The following is a 21,492-nucleotide window of genomic DNA, read 5'->3' on the forward strand; positions in this document are numbered from 1 at the left end:
CCTCAAACGCCGGACGGGCTGATGCGCCCCGTCCTCACCGCCCTCTCCGAAGGAGCCCCCATGCCGCCCACCCTCCCCGCCACCGACACCCTCCGCCACCGCGCCCACGAGGCCCTCTCCCGCGTCGGCGCCGAGATCCCCGAGGGCCGTGGGTGCCAGGCCCGTACGCCGATCACCGGTGAGGGGCTCTTCGCGCTCGCCGGGGCCGCGCCCGCCGCCGTCGACGAGGCCGTCGCCGCCGCGCACGAGGCCTTCCTCCAGTGGCGGGCGGTGCCCCCGCCGCGCCGCGGGGAACTGGTGCGCCGCCTGGGCGAGTTGCTGCGGGCGCACCAGGAGGACGTTGCCGATCTGATCACCATCGAGGCGGGCAAAATCCGCTCGGAGGCGCTCGGCGAGGTCCAGGAGATGATCGACATCTGCCACTTCGCGGTGGGGCTCTCGCGCCAGCTGTACGGGCGGACCATCGCGTCCGAGCGGCCGGCGCACCGGCTCGCGGAGACCTGGCATCCGCTCGGGGTCGTCGGTGTGATCTCCGCGTTCAACTTCCCGGCGGCCGTCTGGTCGTGGAACACCGCCGTCGCCCTGGCCTGCGGCGACACCGTGGTGTGGAAGCCGTCCGAGCTGACGCCGCTGGTCTCCCTGGCGTGCGCGCGGCTGCTCGACCGGGCCGCCGACGACGTGGGCGCACCGGCCGGGGTGCACCGGCTGCTGCTGGGCGACCGGGCCGTGGGGGAGCGGCTCGTGGACGATCCGCGGGTGGCGCTCGTCAGCGCCACCGGGTCCACGCGCATGGGCCGTGAGGTCGGGCCGAGGGTCGCCGCCCGCTTCGGGCGCTCGCTGCTCGAACTCGGCGGCAACAACGCCGCCGTGGTCGCGCCCTCCGCCGACCTCGACCTCACGGTGCGGAGCGCCGTGTTCGCCGCGGCGGGCACGGCGGGCCAGCGGTGCACGACGCTGCGCCGGCTCATCGTGCACGAGGACGTGGTGGACGCGCTGGTGGCGCGGCTCGCGGGCGCGTACCGGAAGCTGCCCATCGGGGACCCCTTCGACGCGTCGACGCTCGTCGGGCCGCTGGTCTCACCGGCCGCGCTCGACCGCATGCAGGAGGCGCTCGCCCGCGCCCAGGCCGAGGGCGGCAAGGTCCTGGCGGGCGGGCAGCGGCGCCTGGCCGACATCGCGCCCGGAGCGGCGTACGTGGAGCCGGTCGTGGTGCGCATGGGCGCGCAGACGGGCGTGGTGAAGGAGGAGACCTTCGCGCCGATCCTGTACGTGCTGACGTACGACTCCTTCGAGGAGGCGATCGCGCTGCACAACGACGTGCCGCAGGGGCTCTCGTCGAGCGTCTTCACGCGCGACCAGCGCGAGGCCGAGCTGTTCCTGTCCGCCGAGGGCTCCGACTGCGGCATCGTGAACGTCAACATCGGCACGTCGGGCGCGGAGATCGGCGGGGCCTTCGGCGGCGAGAAGGAGACCGGCGGCGGGCGCGAGTCCGGGTCCGACGCGTGGCGCGCGTACATGCGGTCCGCCACGAACACCGTCAACTACTCGGGCGGGCTCGCGCTCGCGCAGAACGTCAGCTTCCTGTAGCCGCCGCGGCCGTCGGGCGCCGGGTCCCTCAGGCGCCCGGCGTGCGGTCCGCCGGCCGCACGTCCGGGCCGGTCAGGTCGCGGACGTAGGTGATCCCGGGGCGGCCGTCCAGGACGGTCTCCCCGGCGGGCACGAAGCCGGTGCGGGCGAGCACGGCCTGCGAGCCGGGGTTGTCGGTGGTGGTCCCGGCCCGCAGCGACGTCAGGCCGTACTCGGTGGCGGCGAGGACGCACACCTGCCGCACCGCCGACGTGGCGAGCCCCCGGGAGGTGGCCTTCTTGGCGATGCGGTAGCCCAGCTCGGCCGAGCCGTCCGCCACGTCGACCAGGTTGACGCGCCCGAGGACCTCGCCGTCGCCGTCGACCACGACGTGGAAGTGGCAGGCCCCCGTCTCCTGTTCGGCGAGGAGCGCGCGGTGGCGCTCGTCGAACGCGGCGAAGTAGGCGTCGCCGCGGTCCGGGACCGAAGCGGCGAAGTAGGCGCGGTTCTCCCGCTCGAAGGCGAGCAGGGCCGGGGCGTGGTCTGCGCGCAGGCGCTGGAGTTCGGGCATGGTCCAACCGTACGTCGTGATGGGCCGTCAGCCACACTGCTCAACGGCCTGTGAACAGGCGACTTTTGGAGATCGAAGGCTCCGGAAGCAGGTCTTCCGGAGCCGTTTGTGCCGCGACCGCAGCCGTCAGCCCCGCCGGGTGATGTCGAAGCCGAACGCCAGCGTGCCCGGGTCGACCGCCGTCACTCCGCCGTCGACCGTGAGGGTCGCGCCGTTGACGAACGACGCCGCGGGCGAGAGCAGCCAGGCGATGGCCTCGGCGACCTCCTCCGGGGTGCCGGGGCGGCCCGCGGGAATCAGCCGCGTGCCCTGCTCGTACGCGGCGTCGAGTCCTTCCTCGCCGTCGCCGAGCCCGGCGGACCGCGCGAACGCGCCCATGCGCCGGTCGGCCATCTCCGTGCGCACCCAGCTGGGGCAGACGGTGTTGGCCCGCACGCCGAGCGCGCCGTAGTCGACGGCGACGGAGCGGCAGAGCTGGAGCAGCGCCGCCTTGGACGTGGCGTACGCGGCGTTGCCGACGCCGTTGCGCAGCGCGGAGACCGAGGCGACGGCGACGACCGAGCCGCGGCTTTCGAGCAGGTGCGGCAGCGCGGTGCGCAGCAGGTGGAAGGGGCCGGTGAGGTTGGTGCTGAGGACGGTCTCCCAGTCCTCGGGGGTCACGTCGCCGACGGCCCCCGGGCGGCCGGTCCCCGCGTTCAGGACGACGCCGTCGAGCCGTCCGTACGCCTTCACGGCCGCCGCGACGAGACCGGCGACGGCCTCGGGGTCGGCCGCGTCGGCGGGGTGGGCGAGCGCGCCGGTCTCCTCGGCGATCTGGTGCAGCGGCTCCGGGCGGCGCCCGGAGACGACCACGTGGTGCCCGGCGGCGCGCAACTGCCGGGCGGTGGCGGCGCCGATGCCCGTTCCGCCGCCGGTGACGAGGACAACGCGGGTATCCGTCATGGTCGTTCGGCCTCCTGTGCCCCTCGGGTGTCCGGACCCTCCAGGGTCGCACGCGGACCGCGCCGGGCCGCGTGCGCCCCTGGCGGGTCAGTCGACGTAGACGCTGGTGCCGAACTCGGAGACCGACGACTCGTCGGGAGCGACCAGTTCGAGGAGGGCGCCGGTGCAGTGCGGCCCCGAGAAGACGAGGGCGACCTCGTCGGTGTAGTTGTCGACGGTGAGCGGCCGACTCTCCGTGTCGTAGCAGCCGTCGGGGTCGGCGTACGCGACGCCGCCGACGACCAGCACGCCCTCCGCCGCGAGCGCGGAGCCCGGCGCCAGGGCCAGCGTTCCGGCCGCGACGACGGAGCCGAGGGCGAGGGCGGTGCGACGACGCATGAGGGGCTCTCCTGCCTGCCGGGGCCGCCGAGCGCGGCCCGCGAGGTAACCGAACGTACGCGATCACACGCGTACGGTCACCGGCGCGCGGAAGCTCAAGATCCCGTGCGCGGACGGCCGCGCACGCCAGGTCGTGTGCTACGGTGCGAGCAGCACGTGTGTACGCCCCTTCTGGGCGCCGTGCCTTCCTTCTCCGACCCGGCGCACTCTCCGCCCGGTCCGGACCCCGTTCCCACCAGCCCGTCGTACGAGGCCACGAGCCGTCGGCATCCGGTGCGCACGGCATCCGCCGTGCCCGGCACCCGGTGCGCACGGCCCCTCGCGACCGGCCTTCTCCGCGCAGTTCGCGCACGTCCCGCGGTTTCGCGAAAGGACCACCCACCCCATGAACCCCACCCAGACCACCCAGACCACCCAGACCACTCAGAACACCCAGACCGCCCAGACCCGGACCACTCAGACCGCCGAGGCCGTGCGGACCGCCCGGACCGCCCGGACCGCCCGGACCGTCCCGGCCATCCCGTCCCCGGCCCCCGCGGCCGACCTGCGGATCCACAGCGGCGTCCTGGACCTCGCGAAGGCCGACGGGCACCTGCGCGCCGAGGGCTGCCTGCCCGGGCCCGCGGACGTGCTCGTCCCGGCCGCCCTCGTGCGCCGGCTCGGCCTGCGCGCGGGCGACTTCGTCGAGGGCACCTGCGGCGGCAGGGCGCGCGTCCTCGCCGAGGTCACCCGCGTCAACGGCCGCGCCCCCCACGGCCTGCGCGACAGGCCCCGGTTCGGCGACCTCACCCCGCTGCACCCGCGCGAGCGGCTGCGCCTGGAGACGCCGGGCGGCGCCCTCGCCCCGCGCCTCGTCGACCTGGTGGCGCCCGTCGGCAAGGGCCAGCGCGGACTGATCGTCGCCCCGCCGCGCGCGGGCAAGACCGTGCTGCTGCGCCAGCTCGCGGACGCCGTCGCCGCCAACCACCCCGAGTGCCACGTCATGGTCGTGCTGCTCGACGAGCGGCCCGAAGAGGTCACCGAGATGCGCCGCGCCGTGCGCGGCGAGGTGCTCGCCTCCACCTTCGACCGGGTGCCCAAGGCGCACGTCGCGCTCGCCGAACTCGCCGTCGAGCGCGCCAAGCGGCTCGTCGAGGACGGCAAGGACGTCGTCATGCTCTTCGACTCGCTGACCCGGCTGTGCCGCGCGTACAACAACACCGCGGCGAGCGGCGGCCGCACGCTCAGCGGCGGCGTCGACGCGGCCTCCGTGCAGGGCCCCAAGCGGCTCTTCGGCGCCGCGCGCCTGGCCGAGGAGGGCGGCTCCCTGACGATGCTCGCCACCGTCCTGGTGGAGACGGGCTCGCGCGCCGACGAGTACTACTTCGAGGAGCTCAAGTCCACCGGCAACATGGAGCTGCGGCTGGACCGGACCCTCTCCGACCGCCGGGTCTTCCCGGCCGTCGACGTCACCCCGTCCGGGACCCGGCGCGAGGAACTGCTCGTCCCCGCCGAGGAGTTGGCGGCCGTGCGCGGGCTGCGGCGGGCGCTGGCGCGGCGCGACGGGCGCGAGGGGTTCGAGGCGCTCCTCGACCAGCTCCGCAAGGCGCCCTCCAACGCGGCGTTCCTGCGGCAGGTGCGCCTGTCCGTGCCCGGGGCCGTGCCGGAGGCGTGAGGGTGCCCGCCGCCTCAGGTGCGGGTCACCAGGACGCGGTAGTTGCCGTCCAGGTCCACGCCCGCCACCTTCACCTTCACTCCCGTCCCGCGGTCCGTGAAGGTCTCGCCGAGGGCGAACGGCGCGTCCGAGAGCTCCGCGTGCACGTTGGGGCTGCGGGTGCAGCCGCCGCTGTCGCGGGTCGCGTCGGTGACCGTGATGGGGCCGTGGCCGGTGTCGACGTCCGCGTCCACGCGGTACACGAGCACGCCGGGGCGGCACACCGCCTCGTCGTTGCCCGCGCGGGTGCGCAGCTCCACCGCGTACCCCGTCTTCGCGTCGACGGGCACGAACACCAGCTTCGTGCCGCCGCGCCCGGCGAGCGGGGTGAGCAGGTGCTCCGTGGTGCCGCGGGCCGGGGCGCAGTCGACCTGGGTGTCGTCCAGCCAGCCGAGCTTCCACTTGTGCCAGCCGAGCAGGTCGTTGTTGACGCCCCAGTCCTCGCTCATGATGTCCCAGTGGCCGACCGCGCCGCCGCCGTCGCGCGTGTACAGGTCGGGCAGGCCGAAGACGTGGCCGTTCTCGTGCGGCAGCACCCGGTAGCCGGTCCGGTCGTAGCTGCCGGAGCCGTCGTCCTGGCGGCTGTACACGAAGGAGGCGTTGGCGATCGGCACCCCGTCCGCCACCGGCGCCTCGTGGTTGCCCGCGAACGTCACCGACAGGACGGTGTCGAGCGCCGAGGGGCCCGCGTTCGGCGTGATGAGCACGTTGAGCAGGTCGTACGCGCGGAAGTCCACGGCCGGGTCGGCGGCGGTCACGATGTCCCGGACCAGGTCCCGGTAGCCCGGGTCGAAGGGGGCGCCGCGCGCTATCCCGTACTTCTTGAACGGCTTCGGCATCCGCAGCCAGTCGGGGACCGGCACCTCGGAGCGGTAGTCGAGACGGCCGTACGAGCTGGTGCGGAACCAGTCGGAGGTCTGCGGGAAGAACTCCCCGAGCCGGTCGAGCGCCGAGCCCTCGCCCGGCGCGTCGGAGAAGTCGACCATCAGGTTCAGGGCGCGCACGGTCCCGGTGGAGCGGGTGTAGCCGGGGCCCGTCGGGATGCCCTCCGACATCTGCACGCCGAGCTCGCCGCTGATCATGCAGGGGCCGAGTGCCGTGGAGCGGGCCTGCGAGACGGGGCCCGCGGCCGAGGGGGTGTCCGCGAGGAGGCGGCCGGTGCTCGCGGACGTGGTGACGGCGAGCACCACCGCGGCGGCCGAGCCGAGGGCCACGGCCCTGGCGACCCGGTGGCGGCGCGCCCGTCCCGGCGCCCGGGTCCCCGCGCCGCGGCCCCGGCCTATGCCCTTCCACCTCGGCTGCTGCATGCGTGGGCCCTCCGCTCCGCGGCAGCCGCCGGGTCCGGCTGCGCCCTGTGCGATCACCCTGTGCCGGGGGGTGCGCGGGCGCGCGCTGAGCGCGACCGATCGTGGGTTTCTCGGAAAGTTCCGGGGGAGCGGGGCCGGGGGTGTGACGCGACCCCCGGGAGGCCCGCCCGGGTGTGACGCAGGTCACGTCCAGGCCGGGAAATAACCGGGGACGGTCTCCCCGTTTAGACGGTGTCCGAGCGAAACGGGGATCCACTCCCCGGATCGCGCGCCTCAGCTCCCGCCGGGAAATTCGTTGGACCCGCCACCCGGGGTCCTGCGAACCTGAGGCCTTTGACCGCTTCGAGGAGACCTGCCGTGTCCACCGCCACCGCCGCGCAGCGCACCGCACCGCGACCGCGGGCCGACGCCCTGCGCAACCGGGAGCGGATCGTCGCCGCCGCACGCGAGATGTTCGTGCAGCACGGCCCCGACGTACCGCTCGACGAGATCGCGCGCCGCGCGGGCGTCGGCAACGCCACGGTCTACCGTCACTTCCCCGACCGCGCCGAGCTGGTGCACCACGTCCTGCTCTTCGTCACCGACCGCGTCTCGGCCCTGGCCGAGAAGGCCATCGAGGCCGTCGACGCGGAGCCGGACAGCGCCTTCGAAGCGCTGCGCGGCTTCGCGCACGCCGCGGTGGAGGAGCGCATCGGCGCCCTGTGCCCGATCGTCTCCGAGGCCCTCGACCCCGAGCACCCCGAACTGCACGCGGCGCGGCTGCGCGTCGAGGGCGCGGTGCAAGGGCTCATGGACCGCGCGCTCGCCGCGGGGCAGCTGCGCCCCGACATCGGCGTCGCGGACGTGATGATCGCCCTGTCGCAGCTCACCCGGCCGCTGCCGGGGTCCGGCGGCTGCCTCCTCGACTTCGACCGGTTCGTGCACCGCCATCTCCAGCTGTTCCTCGACGGCCTCATGGCACCGGCCCGCTCCCGGCTTCCGGGACACCCCGCGACCTTGGAGGACCTACGCCAGAAGGCCGACTGACCCGGTGACGGCCGTCCGCGGCCCCGGCTCCCCGCCGCCCCGGTCCGCGGACCGGGGACCAAAGGACCAGCCGGCCTCACGCCCGCGACCCATGTGCCGTCCCGACCGCCCGGTGTCTCCTTTGTCCGTGTCCGTGTCCGTGTCCGTGCCCGAACCCCGTGTCCGTGTCCGTGCCCGAACTCCGTGACCACGTCTGAATCAGCATTCGCCGACTACGTCTGAATCAGCACTCGCCTCGCTCACTCCTGCGTCTCTAGGTGGCTTCACCCATGTCTGCATCACCCGTCACATCACTCGCTCCGGACCCAAAGCGCTGGAAGGCCCTGGTCTTCATCGCGCTCGCCCAGCTGATGGTCGTCCTCGACGCGACCATCGTGAACATCGCGCTGCCCTCCGCCCAGGAGGACCTCGGCATATCCGAGGGCAACAAGCAGTGGGTCATCACCGCCTACGCGCTCGCCTTCGGCGGTCTGCTGCTCTTCGGCGGCCGCATCGCCGACCTCTGGGGCCGTAAGCGCACCTTCGTCACCGGCCTCATCGGCTTCGCCGCGGCCTCCGCGCTCGGCGGCGCCGCGACCGGCGAGGCGATGATGCTCGGCGCCCGCGCCCTCCAGGGCGTGTTCGGCGCGCTGCTCGCGCCCGCCGCGCTCTCCCTGCTCGCGGTGATGTTCACCGAGGCCAAGGAGCGCGCCAAGGCGTTCGGCATCTACGGTGCGATCGCCGGTGGCGGTGGCGCCGTCGGCCTGATCCTCGGCGGCTTCCTCACCGAGTACCTGAACTGGCGCTGGACGTTCTTCGTGAACATCCCCTTCGCGATCGTCGCCGCCGCCGGTGCCTACTTCGTGATCCGTGAGCCCGAGGGCGGCCGCAACCGCTCGCCGCTGGACATCCCCGGCGTGTTCCTGTCCACGCTCGGCCTGGTCGCGCTCGTCTACGGCTTCACCCGCGCCGAGTCCGAGGGCTGGTCGGACGGCGTGACCATCGCGATGTTCGTCGCGTCCGCCGTGCTGCTCGCCGCCTTCGTCCTCACCGAGGCCAAGGTCAAGCACCCGCTGCTCCCGCTGCGCGTCCTGACCGAGCGCAACCGCGGCGGCGTCTACCTGTCGCTCGGCCTGGCGATCATCTCGATGTTCGGCCTGTTCCTGTTCCTCACGTACTACCTGCAGATCGTGAAGGGCTACTCGCCGGTCAAGACGGGCTTCGCCTTCCTGCCGATGATCGCGGGCATGATCACGGGTTCCACGCAGATCGGCACCCGCCTGATGATCCGCGTGCCCCCGCGCTACCTGATGGCCCCGGGCTTCCTGGTCGCCGCAATCGGCATGCTGCTCCTGACGCAGCTGGAGGTCGACACCTCGTACGCCGGTCTGATCATGCCCGCGCAGCTGCTGCTCGGCCTCGGCATGGGTACGGCGTTCATGCCCGCCATGTCGCTCGCCACGCACGGCGTCGAGCCGCGTGACGCCGGTGTCGCCTCAGCGATGGTCAACACCTCGCAGCAGGTCGGCGGCGCCATCGGCACGGCCCTCCTGAACACCATCGCGGCCTCCGCGACCACGGCGTACATCGAGGACCACGCGGCCTCCGCGACCACCCCGGCGGCGCAGAAGCTGCTCGCCGCGCAGTCCATGGTGGAGGGCTACACCGCCGCCATCTGGTGGGCGGTCGGCATCCTCGCCGCGTCCGCGGTGATCGCCGCCGTGCTCATCAACACCGGCGCCCAGAACGGCGGCCAGTCGGCCTCCGGCGACGGCGACGGCGTCGAGGACGAGGTGAAGATCCCGGTGGTGGCGCACTGACGCCCCCGCGCAGGGGCTGAACCGCCCTGGCGTCCGCACCCGGCCGGGGTCAGCGGAGCCAGGGCAGGTCCGCCCCCGCCTCCTTCGGCTGAAGTCCCTCGGCGACGATCCGCATGATCTCGCCGAGGGACTTCTGCTGTTCCGGGGTGAGCCGGTCGAAGATGGCCTGGCGCACCGCTTCCACGTGCCCGGGCGCGGTCTGCCGCAGCACCTCCTGGCCGTCCTCGGTCAGGATCGCGAACTGCCCCCGCTTGTCCGTCGGGCAGTTCTCGCGCCGCACCCAGCCGCTGCGCTCGAGGCGTGCGATCGCGTGCGAGAGCCGGGACCGGGTGATCTTGGAGTCGCGCGCCAGCTCCGTCATCCGCATCCGGCGGCGCGGCGCGGCCGAGAGCTGCACCAGGAGTCCGTAGTACAGATGGGGCATGCCCGCGTCGCGCTGGAGCTGACGGTCGAGGTAGTCCTCCAGGAGCGTGGAGGCGTGTATGTAAGCGAGCCAGGTGCGCTGCTCCTCGTCGTCGAGCCAGCGCGGCCCGGCGGCGGCGCGCTCCCCGGCGGCGTCCGGCGCCTCGGTGGATGGCCTGTCCATGTAACCCACTGTACGAGCCTTCCCCGTGCCCCCGGCAGGGGTGTCCGCCGCCGGGCGTGGTGAACGCGCTCAGAGGGCGGGCGGGTTGAGCTCCACGCCCCGCAGCGCGGCCGCGCGCGCCCGCTCGTCGCCGACGTCCAGGGCGGTGTCCGCGAACTTGATCGTGTGGTCGTCGCCGTGCGCCGCGGCCCGCGCGAAGACCTCGTCGAAGGTGCTGCGCCCGGCCTCGGCGTACGCGGCGCGCAGCTCGTCGGCGGGTGCCGGGGCCGCCGGGCCGTAGGCGGCGGTGACGGCGGCGCTCGCCGCCCAGGCCGCCGCCAGGGAGGCGGGCCACAGCGCGCGGGGGAGCACGGGCAGGGTGCGCAGGACGGCGTTCGGCGCGGTCGCCGCGTGCACCAGCATGATCGGATCGGCGTGGCCGTGGTCGGCGTAGCGGTGCACGGCGGCGGTGACCAGGTCGCCGAGGCGGGCGCGCGCCGCGTCCGGGTCGGTGGCCGGGCCTGCGGGCCACACGGGCACGGAGGCCAGCTGCGCGAAGCGGTCCGGAAGACCGCCGTCCTGGACGGGGATGCGCTCCACCGATGCGAGCGCGTCGGCGGCACCGGCCGCGGCCGGCAGGGGGCGGGGCGCGCGCGGCGGCAGCGGGGTGTGCCGGGCCGCCCAGTAGCCGAGGCCGTGCGCCAGTTCGGTGACGCGGGGCGCGGTCTCCCCGCCCGGCGCGGTGAGGCCGCGCACGGCGTGCCCGACGCGGATCACCGGGTGCGTGGAGCCGCCCGCGATGCCGGGCAGGAGCACCGGCCACCAGGCGGCGAGCACCTCGCGCCAGGGCCGCTCGGCCAGGGCGCGGGCGAAGTGGTCGATCCAGTCGGCGGCCCGGCGCGGGTCGCCGAGGGCCGCGCGCCAGTCGTCGTCGCCGATGGGGGCCACGCGCGCGGGCATGTCCTCCAGCTTGTGGCGGTAGTGGTCGAGCCAGCGGTGCACGGTGTGGGCCTGGCCGCCCCGCACCAGGGCCTCGACGGCCATCGGGCCGTGGTTGGTGAGGCGCACGACCCGCTCGGGGCCGCTCGCGTGCAGGCGCTGGAGTGCTTCGTCGAGTACGCCGTCGGAGCCGGAGCCGGAGCCGGAGCCGGAGCCGGAGCCGGAGCCGGAGCCGGAGGTGGAGGTGGAGGTGGAGTCGGGGCCGGAACGGGAACCGGAGCCGGGGGAGGGCGTGCCGGGGGTGCCGCTGATCTCGTTCATGGCGGCACGCTAGGCGCGCCCACCGGCCGCCTGGAACGGTCAGCGGAACTAGTCCCTTGGCCCTAGGGGCAGCTCGTACCAGGCCACGTCCCAGTAGCGGTGAAACTTCCGGCCGACTTCCGCGTACGTACCGATGTGCCGGAAACCGAACCGTTCGTGCAGCCGCACCGAGGCCGCGTTGGGCAGCGCGATGCCCGCGTAGGCCCGGTGCAGGTCCTCGCCCTCCAGGGCGGCGAAGAGCGCGCGGTAGAGCAGGGTGCCGACGCCGCGCCCGGCCGCGCGCGGGTCGCAGTAGACGCTGACCTCCACGGAGGTCGCGTAGGCGGGCTTGGCGCGCAGGGGACCCGACGTGGCATAGCCGAGAATGTCAGGTTTCCCCGGTTTGCCGACCTGGGCAACCATCAGGCGGTACGGGCCGTCTTTGGGGTGGGAGAGCAGCCAACGGCGTCTCTCTTCCGGCAGGAACGGGACGGTGTCGAATGTGACGGCTGTCTCACGGACGTAGTGGTTGTAGATCTCCGTGAGGGCCCCGAGGTCCGCCTCGTCGCCGGGTCTGACCTGCACCTCTGTGGGTTCCTGCGCCACCCTGCCTCCCTGTGTGGCGGCACAGGGTACTGCATGGTCAGGAAAATGGACGCGCGGGTTGGGAATTCTGTCCGGATTCCAGTCGTTGTATCCATCGGATGCGGGGCACCTGGGAGGGTGTGCCGTCCACCACAGGTCCATACCGGGCCGCCCGGCCCGCCCGCCACCACGGGTCGCCGCCGGACCGACCAGTGACAACCACGCAAGGGAGCACGCATGGCAACCCGTGCCGTCGCCCGTCGCAAGTCCGCCGACACCGGCGAGACCGACGCGGCACGCAGTGTTCGCGCTTCAGGCGGCGAGATCGCCGACCGCGACCTGGTCGGCATGTACCTCGACGAGATAGCGCGCACACCTCTGCTCGACGCCGCGAAGGAAGTCGAGCTGTCCCAGATCATCGAAGCGGGTGTCTACGCCGAGAAGATCCTCGCGGGCGAGGTCGAGGAGAAGTCGGCCGTGACCGCCTCCGAGGAGGAGCTGCGCGCCCTCGTCGCCGACGGCGAGCGCGCCAAGGACGTCTTCATCCGGTCGAACCTCCGCCTGGTGGTCGCCGTCGCCCGCCGCTATCCGCGCAGCGGCCTGCCCCTGCTCGACCTCATCCAGGAGGGCAACGCGGGCCTGGTCCGCGCGGTCGAGAAGTTCGACTACGCCAAGGGCTTCAAGTTCTCCACGTACGCGACCTGGTGGATCCGCCAGGCCATCACCCGCTCCATCGCCGACCAGTCCCGGACCATCCGGCTGCCCGTGCACCTGGTGGAGGAGCTCGGCCGGATCCGCCGCGTGCAGCGCGAGTTCAACCGCGAGCACGGCCGTGAGCCGGAGGCCACCGAGATCGCCGCCGAGCTGGCGTCGACCCCCGAGCGCGTCACCGACGTCCTCGACTGGGCCCGCGACCCCGTCTCGCTGAACATGCCGGTGGACGACCAGGGCGAGACCCAGTTCGGCGACCTCCTGGAGGACACCTCGGCGGTCTCCCCCGAGCAGTCCGTCCTCACGCTCCTTCGCAGCGAGGAGCTCGACGACCTCATCGGCCGCCTCGACCAGCGCACCGCCTCCATCATCAAGATGCGGTACGGCATCGACGACGGCCGCGAGCGCACGCTCACGGAGGTCGGCAAGGAGCACGGCCTGACCCGCGAGCGCATCCGCCAGATAGAGAAGCACGCCCTGCTCGAACTGAAGAAGCTGGCCCGCGACACGGGCTTCGACGCGGCGGCCTAGGCCCGGGGCCCCGCCGCGCCGAGCGGCACCGGGCGGGCCAGGACCGCCCGCGCCCGGCCCTGCTCAGGCCTGGTCCTGCTCGGCCCTGGCCTTGTCCGCCCCTGGCGCTGCCCCGCCCCGGCCCGCGGTGCCGGGCCTCAGCGTCCGGTCCGGTCCACCGCCGTACTGAACCGACGCCCCAGGTCCCGTACGCGGGACACCAGCTGCTCGGGCCCGTGCACGGTGAAGTCGCACTCGACCCAGACGAGCCGGCCCGCCACCCACTCCACGGGCTCGGTCACCGTCCCGCGCAGCCGGCAGCGGTCGTCGCCGACGGCGGCGAGCTCACCGAGGGCGGCGGGCAGTCGCCCCCGCACCCGGTCCAGCGGAGCGTGGAACTCCACGTCCACCTCGTACGCCGAGGACTCCGGCCGCCGCGCGAGCACGCTGCGGCGCACATAGGCGTCCGCGCTCCCGCCCGGCAGCATCCGCGGAGCGAACCGCACCGCCGTGGGGAACGGCTCCGACATCCGGTCCACGCGGAACGTGCGCCAGTCCTGCCGCTCCAGGTCGAACGCGACCAGGTACCAGCGCCGCCCCGTGGACACCAGCCGGTGCGGCTCGGTCAGCCGCCTCGACGGGGTGCCGTCCTTGGCCTCGTAGGCGAACCGCAGCTGCTCGTGCGCGGCCGTCGCCGACGCGATCACCGTCAGCGTCTCCGGCGCGATCCGCGCCCCGTCCCCGCTGGTCAGCGACATCGTCGCGGCGCCCAGGGCGGACACCCGGTGGCGCAGCCGGGACGGCAGGACCTGCTCCAGTTTGGCCAGCGCCCGCACCGACGCCTCCTCGACGCCCTCGACGGCGTGCCCGGCCCCGGCGCGCAGCCCCACCGCGATGGCCACGGCCTCCTCGTCGTCCAGGACGAGGGGCGGCATCGCCTTGCCCGCGACGAGCCGGTAGCCGCCGCTGGAGCCCTGCGTGGCCCGCACGGGATAGCCGAGCTCCCGCAGCCGGTCGACGTCCCGGCGCACCGTGCGGCGCGAGACCCCGAGGCGTCCGGCGAGCTCGCCGCCGGGCCACTCGCGGGGGGTCTGGAGCAGCGAGAGCAGCTGAAGGAGCCGTGCCGGTGTGTCCGTGGTCATGGGGTCTCCCGCCGCCGTGGTCGTGCGTTCGCCGGGAACCGAGCGCCGCGAACGTGATCCCATGGTCCCGGAGAACTAGGTCACGAGCTGACCTATACGGCCTCTAGCCTCACGGCATGACTTCTCCCAGCACCCCCACCGATGCTGCTCCGTCCCCGGAGACACCGTCCGACCGCCGTCGGTGGTTCGCCCTCGCGATCGTGATGACGGCCGCCTTCATGGACCTCGTCGACGTGACGATCGTGAACATCGCGATCCCCTCCATCCAGCGGGACGCGGGCGCCACGTTCAGCCAGATCCAGTGGATCACCGCCGGATACGCGCTCGCGCTCGGTGCGGGCCTCATCACCGGTGGACGGCTCGGCGACATCTACGGCCGCAAGAAGATATTCCTCATCGGCATCACCGGCTTCACCGTCGCCTCGGCGCTGTGCGGCTTCGCCGCGAACCCGGAGATGCTGGTCGCCTCCCGCATCCTCCAGGGCTCGATGGCCGCGCTGATGGTGCCGCAGGTCCTCTCGATCGTGCACGCCACGTTCCCCGCGCACGAGCGCGGCAAGGTCTTCGGCCTGTTCGGCATGGTGGTGGGTCTCGGCGCGGTGTCCGGGCCGCTGCTCGGCGCGCTCCTGACGGAGTGGAACCTCTTCGGTCTCGAATGGCGCCCGATCTTCCTGATCAACCTGCCGGTCGGCATCGCGGGCCTGCTGCTCGGGCGGAAGTTCATCACCGAGTCCAAGGCGCCGCGCGCGCTGCGGCTCGACCTCGTCGGCGTCGTCCTGGTCACCGCCGGTCTGCTGATGCTCCTGTACCCGCTGACGCGCGGCCGCGAGCTGGGCTGGCCGCTGTGGGGCTACGCGATGATGGCGGGCGCGGTCGTCGTGTTCGGCGTGCTCGTCGCCTACGAGCGGCGCAAGGCCGCCCGGGACGGTTCGCCGCTCGTGGAGCTGTCCCTGTTCAAGGTGCGCAGCTTCGCCGCGGGCATCGCCGTGCAGACCGTGTTCGGCGTCTCGCTCGGCATCTTCTTCCTCGTCTGGACCATGTACATGCAGGTCGGCCTCGGCTGGAGCGAGCTGCGCGCGGGTCTGACCGGTGTGCCCTTCTCCATCGCCGTGTCCGCCGCCGCGGGCATCTCCGTGCAGAAGCTGGTGCCGCGCTTCGGCCGCAAGGTCCTCCAGGCGGGTGCCCTCGCCATGGCCGCGGGCGTGCTCATCTACATCTGGGAGGCCGGCCGGTACGGCGCGGACATCGCGCCCTGGCAGATGGCGCTCCCCCTCGTCGTGATGGGCGTCGGCATGGGCCTCATCGTGGCCCCGCTGACGGACGCGGTGCTCTCCGAGGTCCCGCGCGAGCACGCGGGCTCCGCGTCCGGCCTCATCAACACCGTGCAGCAGATGGGCAACGCGCTCGGGCTCGGCCTGGTGTCCGTGGTCTTCTTCGGCGTCATGGACGAGAACGTGGTGCCGCAGCAGGTCGCCGCGGAGTTCGCCCACGGGTTCCAGAACGCGCTGTGGTGGGTGTTCGGCGTCCTCGCCGTCATCTTCGTGCTGATGCTGGGGCTGCCGCGCCGTCCCGCGCAGCACGTGGAGGGCGCCGAGGCCGAGGCCCTTGAGGAGACCGCCCCCAAGGACCGCGAGCCGGCCCTCACCTCCTGAGGCCCCTCGGGGGGCGGGCGCTGGGCCCGCTCCCCGGGAGGGGTCCCCGCCAGGTCCCGCCAAGGCCCCGCCAAGCCCGTTCCGGGCTCCGGCGGGGCCCGTTTGTGTCCACATGGCGCCCGTTCCTGTTTACTTCCGCTCGGAGGGTCCGTACGATCCAAGAGAACCCACACACCCGGGCACAAGCAGGAGGCCCCGAGCCATGTACGCGCCAGAGCGGCAGCAGGAGATCCTGCGCCTGGCCAGAGCGGGCGGCCGCGTCGACGTCCTCTCGCTCGCCGCCGAGTTCCAGGTCACCGCCGAGACCATCCGCCGCGACCTGAAGGCCCTGGACCGCGCGGGCCTGCTCCGCCGCGTGCACGGCGGCGCGATCCCGGCGGGCCGCCTGGACTTCGAGCCGGACCTCGCGGAGCGCGAGGGCACCGCCGCCGACGAGAAGGACCGCATCGCCCGCGCCGCCCTCGCCGAGCTCCCCGCCGAGGGCACCGGCACGGTCATCCTCGACGCGGGCTCCACCGTCGCCCGCCTGGCCGCGCAGCTCCCCCTGGAGTCCGCCCTCACCGCGGTCACCCACAGCCTGCCCACCGCCGCCCGCCTCGCCGACCACCCGGGCATCCAGCTCCACCTGGTCGGCGGCCGCGTACGGCACCGCACCCGCGCCGCCGTGGACGCCTGGTCCCTGCGCGCGTACGCCGAGATCCGTGCCGACGTCCTCTTCCTCGCCGCGAACGGCTTCTCGGCCGCGCACGGACTGACCACCCCCGACCTCGCCGAGGCCGCCGTCAAGCGCGCCGCCGTCGCCGCCGCCCGCCGCGTCGTCCTGCTCGCCGACAGCGGCAAGTACGGCCAGGAGCACTTCGCCCGCTTCGGCGACCTCGCCGACGTGGACCTGCTGATCACGGACACGGGCCTCAGCCCCGACGACGCCGCCGCCATCGAGCGCGCGGGCACGGAAGTGGTGCGCGCATGATCCTCACCGTCACCCCGAACCCCTCCCTCGACCGCGCCTACGACGTCCCCGCCCTCACCCGCGGCGCCGTCGTCCGCGCCACCGGCGACCGCATGGACCCCGGCGGCAAGGGGGTCAACGTCTCCCGCGCGGTCGCCGCCGCGGGCGTGCCCACCCTCGCCGTCCTCCCGCTCGGCGGCGCCCCCGGCGCCCTCGTCGCCCAGCTCCTCGACGAGCAGGGCATCGACGTCGCCCCGGTCCCGGTCACCGGCCCCACCCGTTCGAACATCTCCGTGGCCGAACCGGACGGCACCCTCACGAAGATCAACGCCCCCGGGCCCGAGCTCACCGCGGCGGAGGCCGAGGCCCTGCTCGCCGCCGTCGCCGCGCACTCCGCCCGCGCCGACTGGATCGCCTGCTGCGGCAGCCTCCCGCGCGGCCTTCCCCCGTCCTGGTACGCGGACCTGGCCGACCGCTGCCACGCCACCGGGGCCCGGATCGCCCTCGACACCTCGGGCCCGGCCCTCCTCGCCGCCCTCGCGGGACGCCCGGACGTCGTCAAGCCGAACGCCGCGGAGCTCGCCGAAGCCGTCGGCCGCCCCCTCGCGACCGTCGGCGACGCCCTCAAGGCCGCCGACGAACTGCGCGAGCGCGGCGCCCGCGCCGTCCTGGCCAGCCTCGGTGCCGACGGCCAACTCCTCGTCGACGACTCGGGCACGTACTTCGGGCACGCCCGCGTCGACGCCGTGCGCAGCGACGTGGGCGCGGGCGACAGCTCCCTCGCCGGTCTCCTCGTCGCGGGCGGCACCGGGCCGCACGCCCTGGCCGCCGCCGTCGCGCACGGCGCCGCCGCGGTCCAGCTGCCCGGCAGCCTCATGCCCACCCCGGCCGACCTCGTCCCGGACGCCGTCACCGTCACCGACCGGGTCCCGCTCGACCTCGCCCTGACCGAGCCCGCCGCCGCCTGACCCCGTCCCGCCCGACCCCGCCCCTTCCCCGTCCCCTTCCTCGCCCGTGTCCCCGGGCCGTCCGCGCGCAAAGGAGCCCGCGATGAGCGAGAACCACGCCATGATCACCGCGGAGTCGGTCGATCTCGACCTCGACAGGACCGCCACCACCAAGGAGGCGGCGGCCCGCACCCTCGCCGAGCGCATGGTGGCCCTCGGCCGCGTCACCGACCTGGACGGCTTCCTCGCCGACGTGGCCGCCCGCGAGGCCCAGATGCCCACCGGCCTGGACGGCGGCATCGGCATCCCGCACTGCCGCAGCGCCCACGTCACCGAGCCCACCCTGGCCTTCGGCCGCAGCGCGGCGGGCATCGACTTCGGCGCCCCCGACGGCCCCGCCGACCTCGTCTTCCTCATCGCGGCCCCCACCGGCGCGGACGACGCCCATCTGACGATCCTGTCCTCCCTGGCACGGCAGTTGATGGACGAACAGTTCACGGCGGCCCTGCGCGCCGTGACCTCGGCGACGGACGCGGCGGCGCTGGTCTCCGGGGACCTGGCCGCGGACAGCTGGTCCGCCCAGAGGACGGACCGGGCGGACACGGCCCCCGGCGCCGAGCCACCGGACACGGGGGCGGAGGTGGAGGCGGAGGGCGGCGCCGACCGCTTCCGCATCGTCGCCGTCACCTCCTGCCCCACCGGCATCGCCCACACCTACATGGCCGCCGAGGCGCTGGAGAACGCCGCCCGCGAGGCCGGCGTCGAGCTCACCGTCGAGACCCAGGGCTCCGCGGGCTTCACCCGCCTCGACCCCGGGACCGTCGAGCGGGCCGACGCGGTGATCTTCGCCCACGACGTCCCCGTACGGGACAAGCCCCGCTTCGCGGGCAAGCCCACCGTCGACGTCGGCGTCAAGGCGGGCATCAGCCGCCCCGCCGAACTCATCGCGGAAGCGCGAGAGAAGGCCGCCCGCGGCGAGATCACGGCTCCGGCCCGCCCGAGCCCGGTGGACGGCGCGGGCGACAGCGGCGACAGCTACGCCACCAAGCTGCGCAAGTGGCTGATGTCCGGCGTCAGCTACATGGTGCCGTTCGTCGCCGCGGGCGGCCTCCTCATCGCGCTCGGCTTCGCCATCGGCGGCTGGAAGATCGACAAGGCCCCGTCCGTCGCGGAGCACTTCGTCTGGAGCGACCACACCAGCTGGGCGGCCCTGCTCTTCCAGACCGGCGGCCTCGCCTTCGCCTTCCTGGTGCCCGTCCTCGCGGGCTACATCGCGTACGGCATGGCCGACCGGCCGGGCCTCGTACCGGGCTTCGTCGGCGGTTCGGTCGCCGTCACCATCAAGGCGGGCTTCCTCGGCGGCATCGCGGCCGGTCTGCTCGCGGGCGCCGTGGTCATGGGCATCCAGCGGATCCGCATCCCCGCCGTGCTGCGCGGCATCATGCCGGTGGTGGTGATCCCGCTGGTCTCCGCCGCGGTCGTCGGCTTCCTGATGTTCCTCGTCGTCGGCAAGCCCATCGCCTCCCTGCAGAGCGCCCTCACCGACTGGCTGGAGGGCCTGTCCGGCGCCAACGCCGTCATCCTGGGCGTGATCCTCGGCCTGATGATGTGCTTCGACCTCGGCGGCCCGCTCAACAAGGTCGCGTACGCCTTCGCCGTCGGCGGCCTCACCCACCCCACCGACGGCTCGCTGAAGGTGATGGCCGCCGTGATGGCCGCGGGCATGGTGCCGCCGCTGGCCATGGCGCTGGCGACGACCGTCCGGGGCCGCCTGTTCACCCCGGCCGAGCGGGAGAACGGCAAGGCGGCCTGGTTCCTCGGCGCCTCCTTCATCACCGAGGGCGCGATCCCCTTCGCGGCCGCGGACCCGCTGCGGGTCATCCCCGCGTCGATGGCGGGCGGCGCGGTCACGGGCGCCCTGTCGATGGCGTTCGGCTGCACGCTGCGCGCCCCGCACGGCGGTGTCTTCGTGGTGCCGCTGATCGGCAGGCCGCTCCTGTACCTGCTCGCGATCGCCGCCGGCGTCTGCGTGTCGACGGCCGTGGTGGTGCTGCTCAAGAGCGCCCGGAAGACGACCGACGCTCCCGAGCGGGACACGGCGGACGAGCCGCGGGTTCCGGTCGCCGTCTGATCGGACGTTCCCCGGCCCCCCTCGCGTGGGCATACTGCTGGTACTGCGGCATGGGCGCCCGGACACGGGCCACACCCGTGGGGGGCCACTGTGAGTCAGCTTCAGCAGAGCCACCTCAGCAGCCTGCTCGGCATGGTCACCGAACTCACCGAGCAGGCGAGGGCCGGTCTCGACCGGCCCTCGGAGGCCGACCGCGTCTTCCTCGCCGTCTACTCCGGCTTCCTCATCGAGACCGGCGCGAGCGTCCGCTGGCTGCTCGAACCCTCCCTGATCGAGTACGCCGCGCAAGCCGTCCGCCGCCAGGCCCCCGCCGCCAGCCCGGCCCGCGCCGACGTCGCTTCCCGGCTGCTCGCCACCCTGTGGGCATCCTGTCTGCTCGCGGGCGTCGACACCGAGGACTGGGACCTGGAGGCCCCCGAACTCCCCGCCATCTGCGTCCGCATGGCGGGCCTGGTCACCGGCGAGCGCGAACCGGAATCCTGACGCCCGGATCGACCCCGCCCGATGGGAGATGCGTCACTTCAAGGCCAAAGTCCCATAAACGCCCCTGTTGTTAGGCTGGCGGCTGTTGTCTACTGAGCGGCATGTTCGACGGTGCTTCGATCGTTCAGCAGACAAGTGTGGCGCTGTTCGCCGCCGTGACCACCCTCTGGGCCGTGACCTTCCTGCGGCTGCGCCGCGGCCGGGACGCCGGACCACAGGTCTCGGGCGCGGGCGGCCCCGCGCTGCGCTCACTGCCCGTCCAGTCGGGTCCGCCGGGCGCGGAGTCCGTGCAGCTGACGGCGGCCGAGCGGGCCGCTTTCGCCGGTCTGGTCCGGCAGTTCGGCAAGGGGCGCGACCAGGCCTGAGACGCAGGCGCGGTCGGGGTCGCGCTCGCGGCCGGGCTCGGGCGCGGGTGCGCCCAGGCGGCTAGGACTGCGCCTGGGCGGCTAGCGGCTGCGCGTCACCGGGAACGCCCGGGCCCGCCGCTCCATCGCCGCGCGGGCCGCGCGCTCGCTCACATACACCTCGCACATGTGGCGGCCGTCGGTCGTCGCCGTGTGCTCGACCTCCCACAGGCTGACTTCCGAGCCGTCGAAGAGCAGGAAGGCGTGCTCGTACAGCGAGAAGCCGAGCCGGGCCTCGCCGGTGAGGCCGGAGCGGCCGAAGGCCTGGGTGATCTGGTGGGCGAAGGCCGCGCGCAGCAGTCGCGCCATGTCCTCCCCGGGGCGGTCCACGCTCGCCGGGTTCTCGGCGCGGCGCAGCAGCCTGCGCGCGTGGTCGGCCGAGTCGTCCGGCACGTACGTGTGCCGCGGTTCGTGCGCCGCGGTCAGCTGGAGGACGACCGGCAGGTCCCCGGCCGGGGTGTCGGGCGGCAGCGGAAGGCGCGCGGTGGCGACTCCGGCCTCCTCCTCGTCCAGATACAGCTCGTACTGGGCCTGGCTGCCGGGGCCCGCGTTGTGCACGAGCTCCCAGAGGGTGAGCGCGCTGCCGTCGGCGAGCAGCCAGGTGTGGCGGTACGTCTCGCGGTGCAGGCCCGCGCTGTGGTGCGCGGAGTGCAGCGAGCTGTCGTAGGCCAGGGACCGCTCCAGGCGCCGGACGGCTTCGTCCGGCAGGTCGAAGGAGTTCAGCGCGCGGCTGAGCAGTCGCTCGAGGTGCTCCTCTGGAGTCAGGGGCTCGGGCGACTCAGGTGGTTCGTACGCTGTCTCGTACGGAACGCTCACGGATACTCCCGGATGCTTCCGGCGTTGCTGCATGTCACCTTGTGCGTGCATACCGTAGCCCCTGGGTCCGACATCA

At 73.8% G+C, this 21,492-nt stretch carries 20 protein-coding genes; 11 read left to right on the plus strand and 9 right to left on the minus strand.

Translation table 11 applies throughout. The features are described from left to right. The first annotated feature begins 60 nt into the window (after positions 1-60). Complete coding sequence (gene amaB / locus AC5WAM_RS23490; RefSeq protein WP_495518711.1) at positions 61-1,587, plus strand: L-piperidine-6-carboxylate dehydrogenase; 1,527 nt, start codon at positions 61-63, stop codon at positions 1,585-1,587. A 28-nt stretch (positions 1,588-1,615) separates the two neighbouring features. On the opposite strand, the gene AC5WAM_RS23495 is transcribed toward amaB, so the two are convergent. From AC5WAM_RS23495 to AC5WAM_RS23505, 3 genes are all read right to left on the minus strand, one after another. After that, on the minus strand, positions 1,616-2,137 hold the full coding sequence (locus AC5WAM_RS23495; protein WP_366791623.1) for a GNAT family N-acetyltransferase: 522 nt from the start codon (positions 2,135-2,137) through the stop codon (positions 1,616-1,618). 126 nt (positions 2,138-2,263) lie between these two features. Beyond that, positions 2,264-3,079, minus strand: a complete 816-nt coding sequence (locus AC5WAM_RS23500) for an SDR family NAD(P)-dependent oxidoreductase (protein WP_366791624.1) — start codon at positions 3,077-3,079, stop codon at positions 2,264-2,266. A gap of 87 nt (positions 3,080-3,166) precedes the next feature. Continuing rightward, positions 3,167-3,457: a hypothetical protein gene (locus AC5WAM_RS23505; protein ID WP_495518712.1), complete on the minus strand. Its 291-nt coding sequence runs from the start codon at positions 3,455-3,457 to the stop codon at positions 3,167-3,169. A gap of 385 nt (positions 3,458-3,842) precedes the next feature. On the opposite strand from AC5WAM_RS23505, the gene rho reads away from it, so the two are divergent. Continuing rightward, the gene (gene rho / locus AC5WAM_RS23510) at positions 3,843-5,111 is read left to right on the plus strand and encodes a transcription termination factor Rho (protein WP_495518713.1); all 1,269 of its coding nucleotides are present in this window, start codon (positions 3,843-3,845) and stop codon (positions 5,109-5,111) included. Between the two features lie 14 nt (positions 5,112-5,125). Here rho and AC5WAM_RS23515 read toward each other — a convergent pair whose 3' ends face one another. Further along, positions 5,126-6,457: a M6 family metalloprotease domain-containing protein gene (locus AC5WAM_RS23515; protein WP_495518714.1), complete on the minus strand. Its 1,332-nt coding sequence runs from the start codon at positions 6,455-6,457 to the stop codon at positions 5,126-5,128. Positions 6,458-6,814: 357 nt separating this feature from the next. Between AC5WAM_RS23515 and AC5WAM_RS23520 the strand changes: the two genes are divergently transcribed. Both AC5WAM_RS23520 and AC5WAM_RS23525 read left to right on the plus strand, forming a co-directional pair. After that, on the plus strand, positions 6,815-7,483 hold the full coding sequence (locus AC5WAM_RS23520) for a TetR/AcrR family transcriptional regulator (protein WP_366791628.1): 669 nt from the start codon (positions 6,815-6,817) through the stop codon (positions 7,481-7,483). A gap of 269 nt (positions 7,484-7,752) precedes the next feature. Next, positions 7,753-9,282, plus strand: a complete 1,530-nt coding sequence (locus AC5WAM_RS23525) for an MFS transporter (RefSeq protein ID WP_366791629.1) — start codon at positions 7,753-7,755, stop codon at positions 9,280-9,282. A 49-nt stretch (positions 9,283-9,331) separates the two neighbouring features. On the opposite strand, the gene AC5WAM_RS23530 is transcribed toward AC5WAM_RS23525, so the two are convergent. From AC5WAM_RS23530 to AC5WAM_RS23540, 3 genes are all read right to left on the minus strand, one after another. Then, positions 9,332-9,868 (minus strand): MarR family winged helix-turn-helix transcriptional regulator, encoded by a 537-nt coding sequence (locus AC5WAM_RS23530; RefSeq protein WP_172384826.1) that lies wholly within the window; start codon positions 9,866-9,868, stop codon positions 9,332-9,334. Between the two features lie 69 nt (positions 9,869-9,937). Continuing rightward, positions 9,938-11,107 carry a questin oxidase family protein gene (locus tag AC5WAM_RS23535; RefSeq protein ID WP_495518715.1) on the minus strand — a complete coding sequence of 390 codons (1,170 nt, stop codon included), beginning with the start codon at positions 11,105-11,107 and terminating at the stop codon, positions 9,938-9,940. A gap of 48 nt (positions 11,108-11,155) precedes the next feature. Next, the gene (locus AC5WAM_RS23540) at positions 11,156-11,692 is read right to left on the minus strand and encodes a GNAT family N-acetyltransferase (RefSeq protein ID WP_242719074.1); all 537 of its coding nucleotides are present in this window, start codon (positions 11,690-11,692) and stop codon (positions 11,156-11,158) included. A 216-nt stretch (positions 11,693-11,908) separates the two neighbouring features. Between AC5WAM_RS23540 and AC5WAM_RS23545 the strand changes: the two genes are divergently transcribed. Next, a complete protein-coding gene (locus AC5WAM_RS23545) occupies positions 11,909-12,913 on the plus strand; it encodes a sigma-70 family RNA polymerase sigma factor (RefSeq protein ID WP_138960222.1) in 1,005 nt (334 codons plus the stop codon). A gap of 137 nt (positions 12,914-13,050) precedes the next feature. Here the strand turns inward: AC5WAM_RS23545 and AC5WAM_RS23550 are convergent, their stop codons facing one another. Next, positions 13,051-14,034 (minus strand): helix-turn-helix transcriptional regulator, encoded by a 984-nt coding sequence (locus AC5WAM_RS23550; protein WP_495518716.1) that lies wholly within the window; start codon positions 14,032-14,034, stop codon positions 13,051-13,053. Positions 14,035-14,150: 116 nt separating this feature from the next. Here AC5WAM_RS23550 and AC5WAM_RS23555 point away from each other — a divergent pair, with 116 nt between their 5' ends. The 6 genes from AC5WAM_RS23555 (at position 14,151) to AC5WAM_RS23580 (ending at position 20,561) form a co-directional block, all read left to right on the plus strand. After that, on the plus strand, positions 14,151-15,686 hold the full coding sequence (locus AC5WAM_RS23555) for an MFS transporter (protein WP_495518717.1): 1,536 nt from the start codon (positions 14,151-14,153) through the stop codon (positions 15,684-15,686). A 202-nt stretch (positions 15,687-15,888) separates the two neighbouring features. After that, on the plus strand, positions 15,889-16,656 hold the full coding sequence (locus AC5WAM_RS23560) for a DeoR/GlpR family DNA-binding transcription regulator (protein WP_366791633.1): 768 nt from the start codon (positions 15,889-15,891) through the stop codon (positions 16,654-16,656). Continuing rightward, on the plus strand, positions 16,653-17,603 hold the full coding sequence (gene pfkB / locus AC5WAM_RS23565; protein ID WP_495518718.1) for a 1-phosphofructokinase: 951 nt from the start codon (positions 16,653-16,655) through the stop codon (positions 17,601-17,603). The genes AC5WAM_RS23560 and pfkB overlap by 4 nt, the downstream gene beginning before the upstream one ends. An 82-nt stretch (positions 17,604-17,685) precedes the next feature. Beyond that, positions 17,686-19,713, plus strand: coding sequence for a PTS fructose transporter subunit IIABC (locus AC5WAM_RS23570; protein WP_495518719.1), 2,028 nt, complete (start codon positions 17,686-17,688; stop codon positions 19,711-19,713). Between the two features lie 90 nt (positions 19,714-19,803). Further along, positions 19,804-20,196 (plus strand): hypothetical protein, encoded by a 393-nt coding sequence (locus tag AC5WAM_RS23575; protein WP_366791636.1) that lies wholly within the window; start codon positions 19,804-19,806, stop codon positions 20,194-20,196. Between the two features lie 101 nt (positions 20,197-20,297). Continuing rightward, the gene (locus AC5WAM_RS23580) at positions 20,298-20,561 is read left to right on the plus strand and encodes a hypothetical protein (RefSeq protein WP_366791637.1); all 264 of its coding nucleotides are present in this window, start codon (positions 20,298-20,300) and stop codon (positions 20,559-20,561) included. 81 nt (positions 20,562-20,642) lie between these two features. Here the strand turns inward: AC5WAM_RS23580 and AC5WAM_RS23585 are convergent, their stop codons facing one another. After that, positions 20,643-21,416: a DUF6227 family protein gene (locus AC5WAM_RS23585; protein ID WP_366791638.1), complete on the minus strand. Its 774-nt coding sequence runs from the start codon at positions 21,414-21,416 to the stop codon at positions 20,643-20,645. Positions 21,417-21,492 lie beyond the last annotated feature (76 nt).

The sequence above is a fragment of the Streptomyces sp. JLYT201 genome (genome assembly GCF_059448825.1).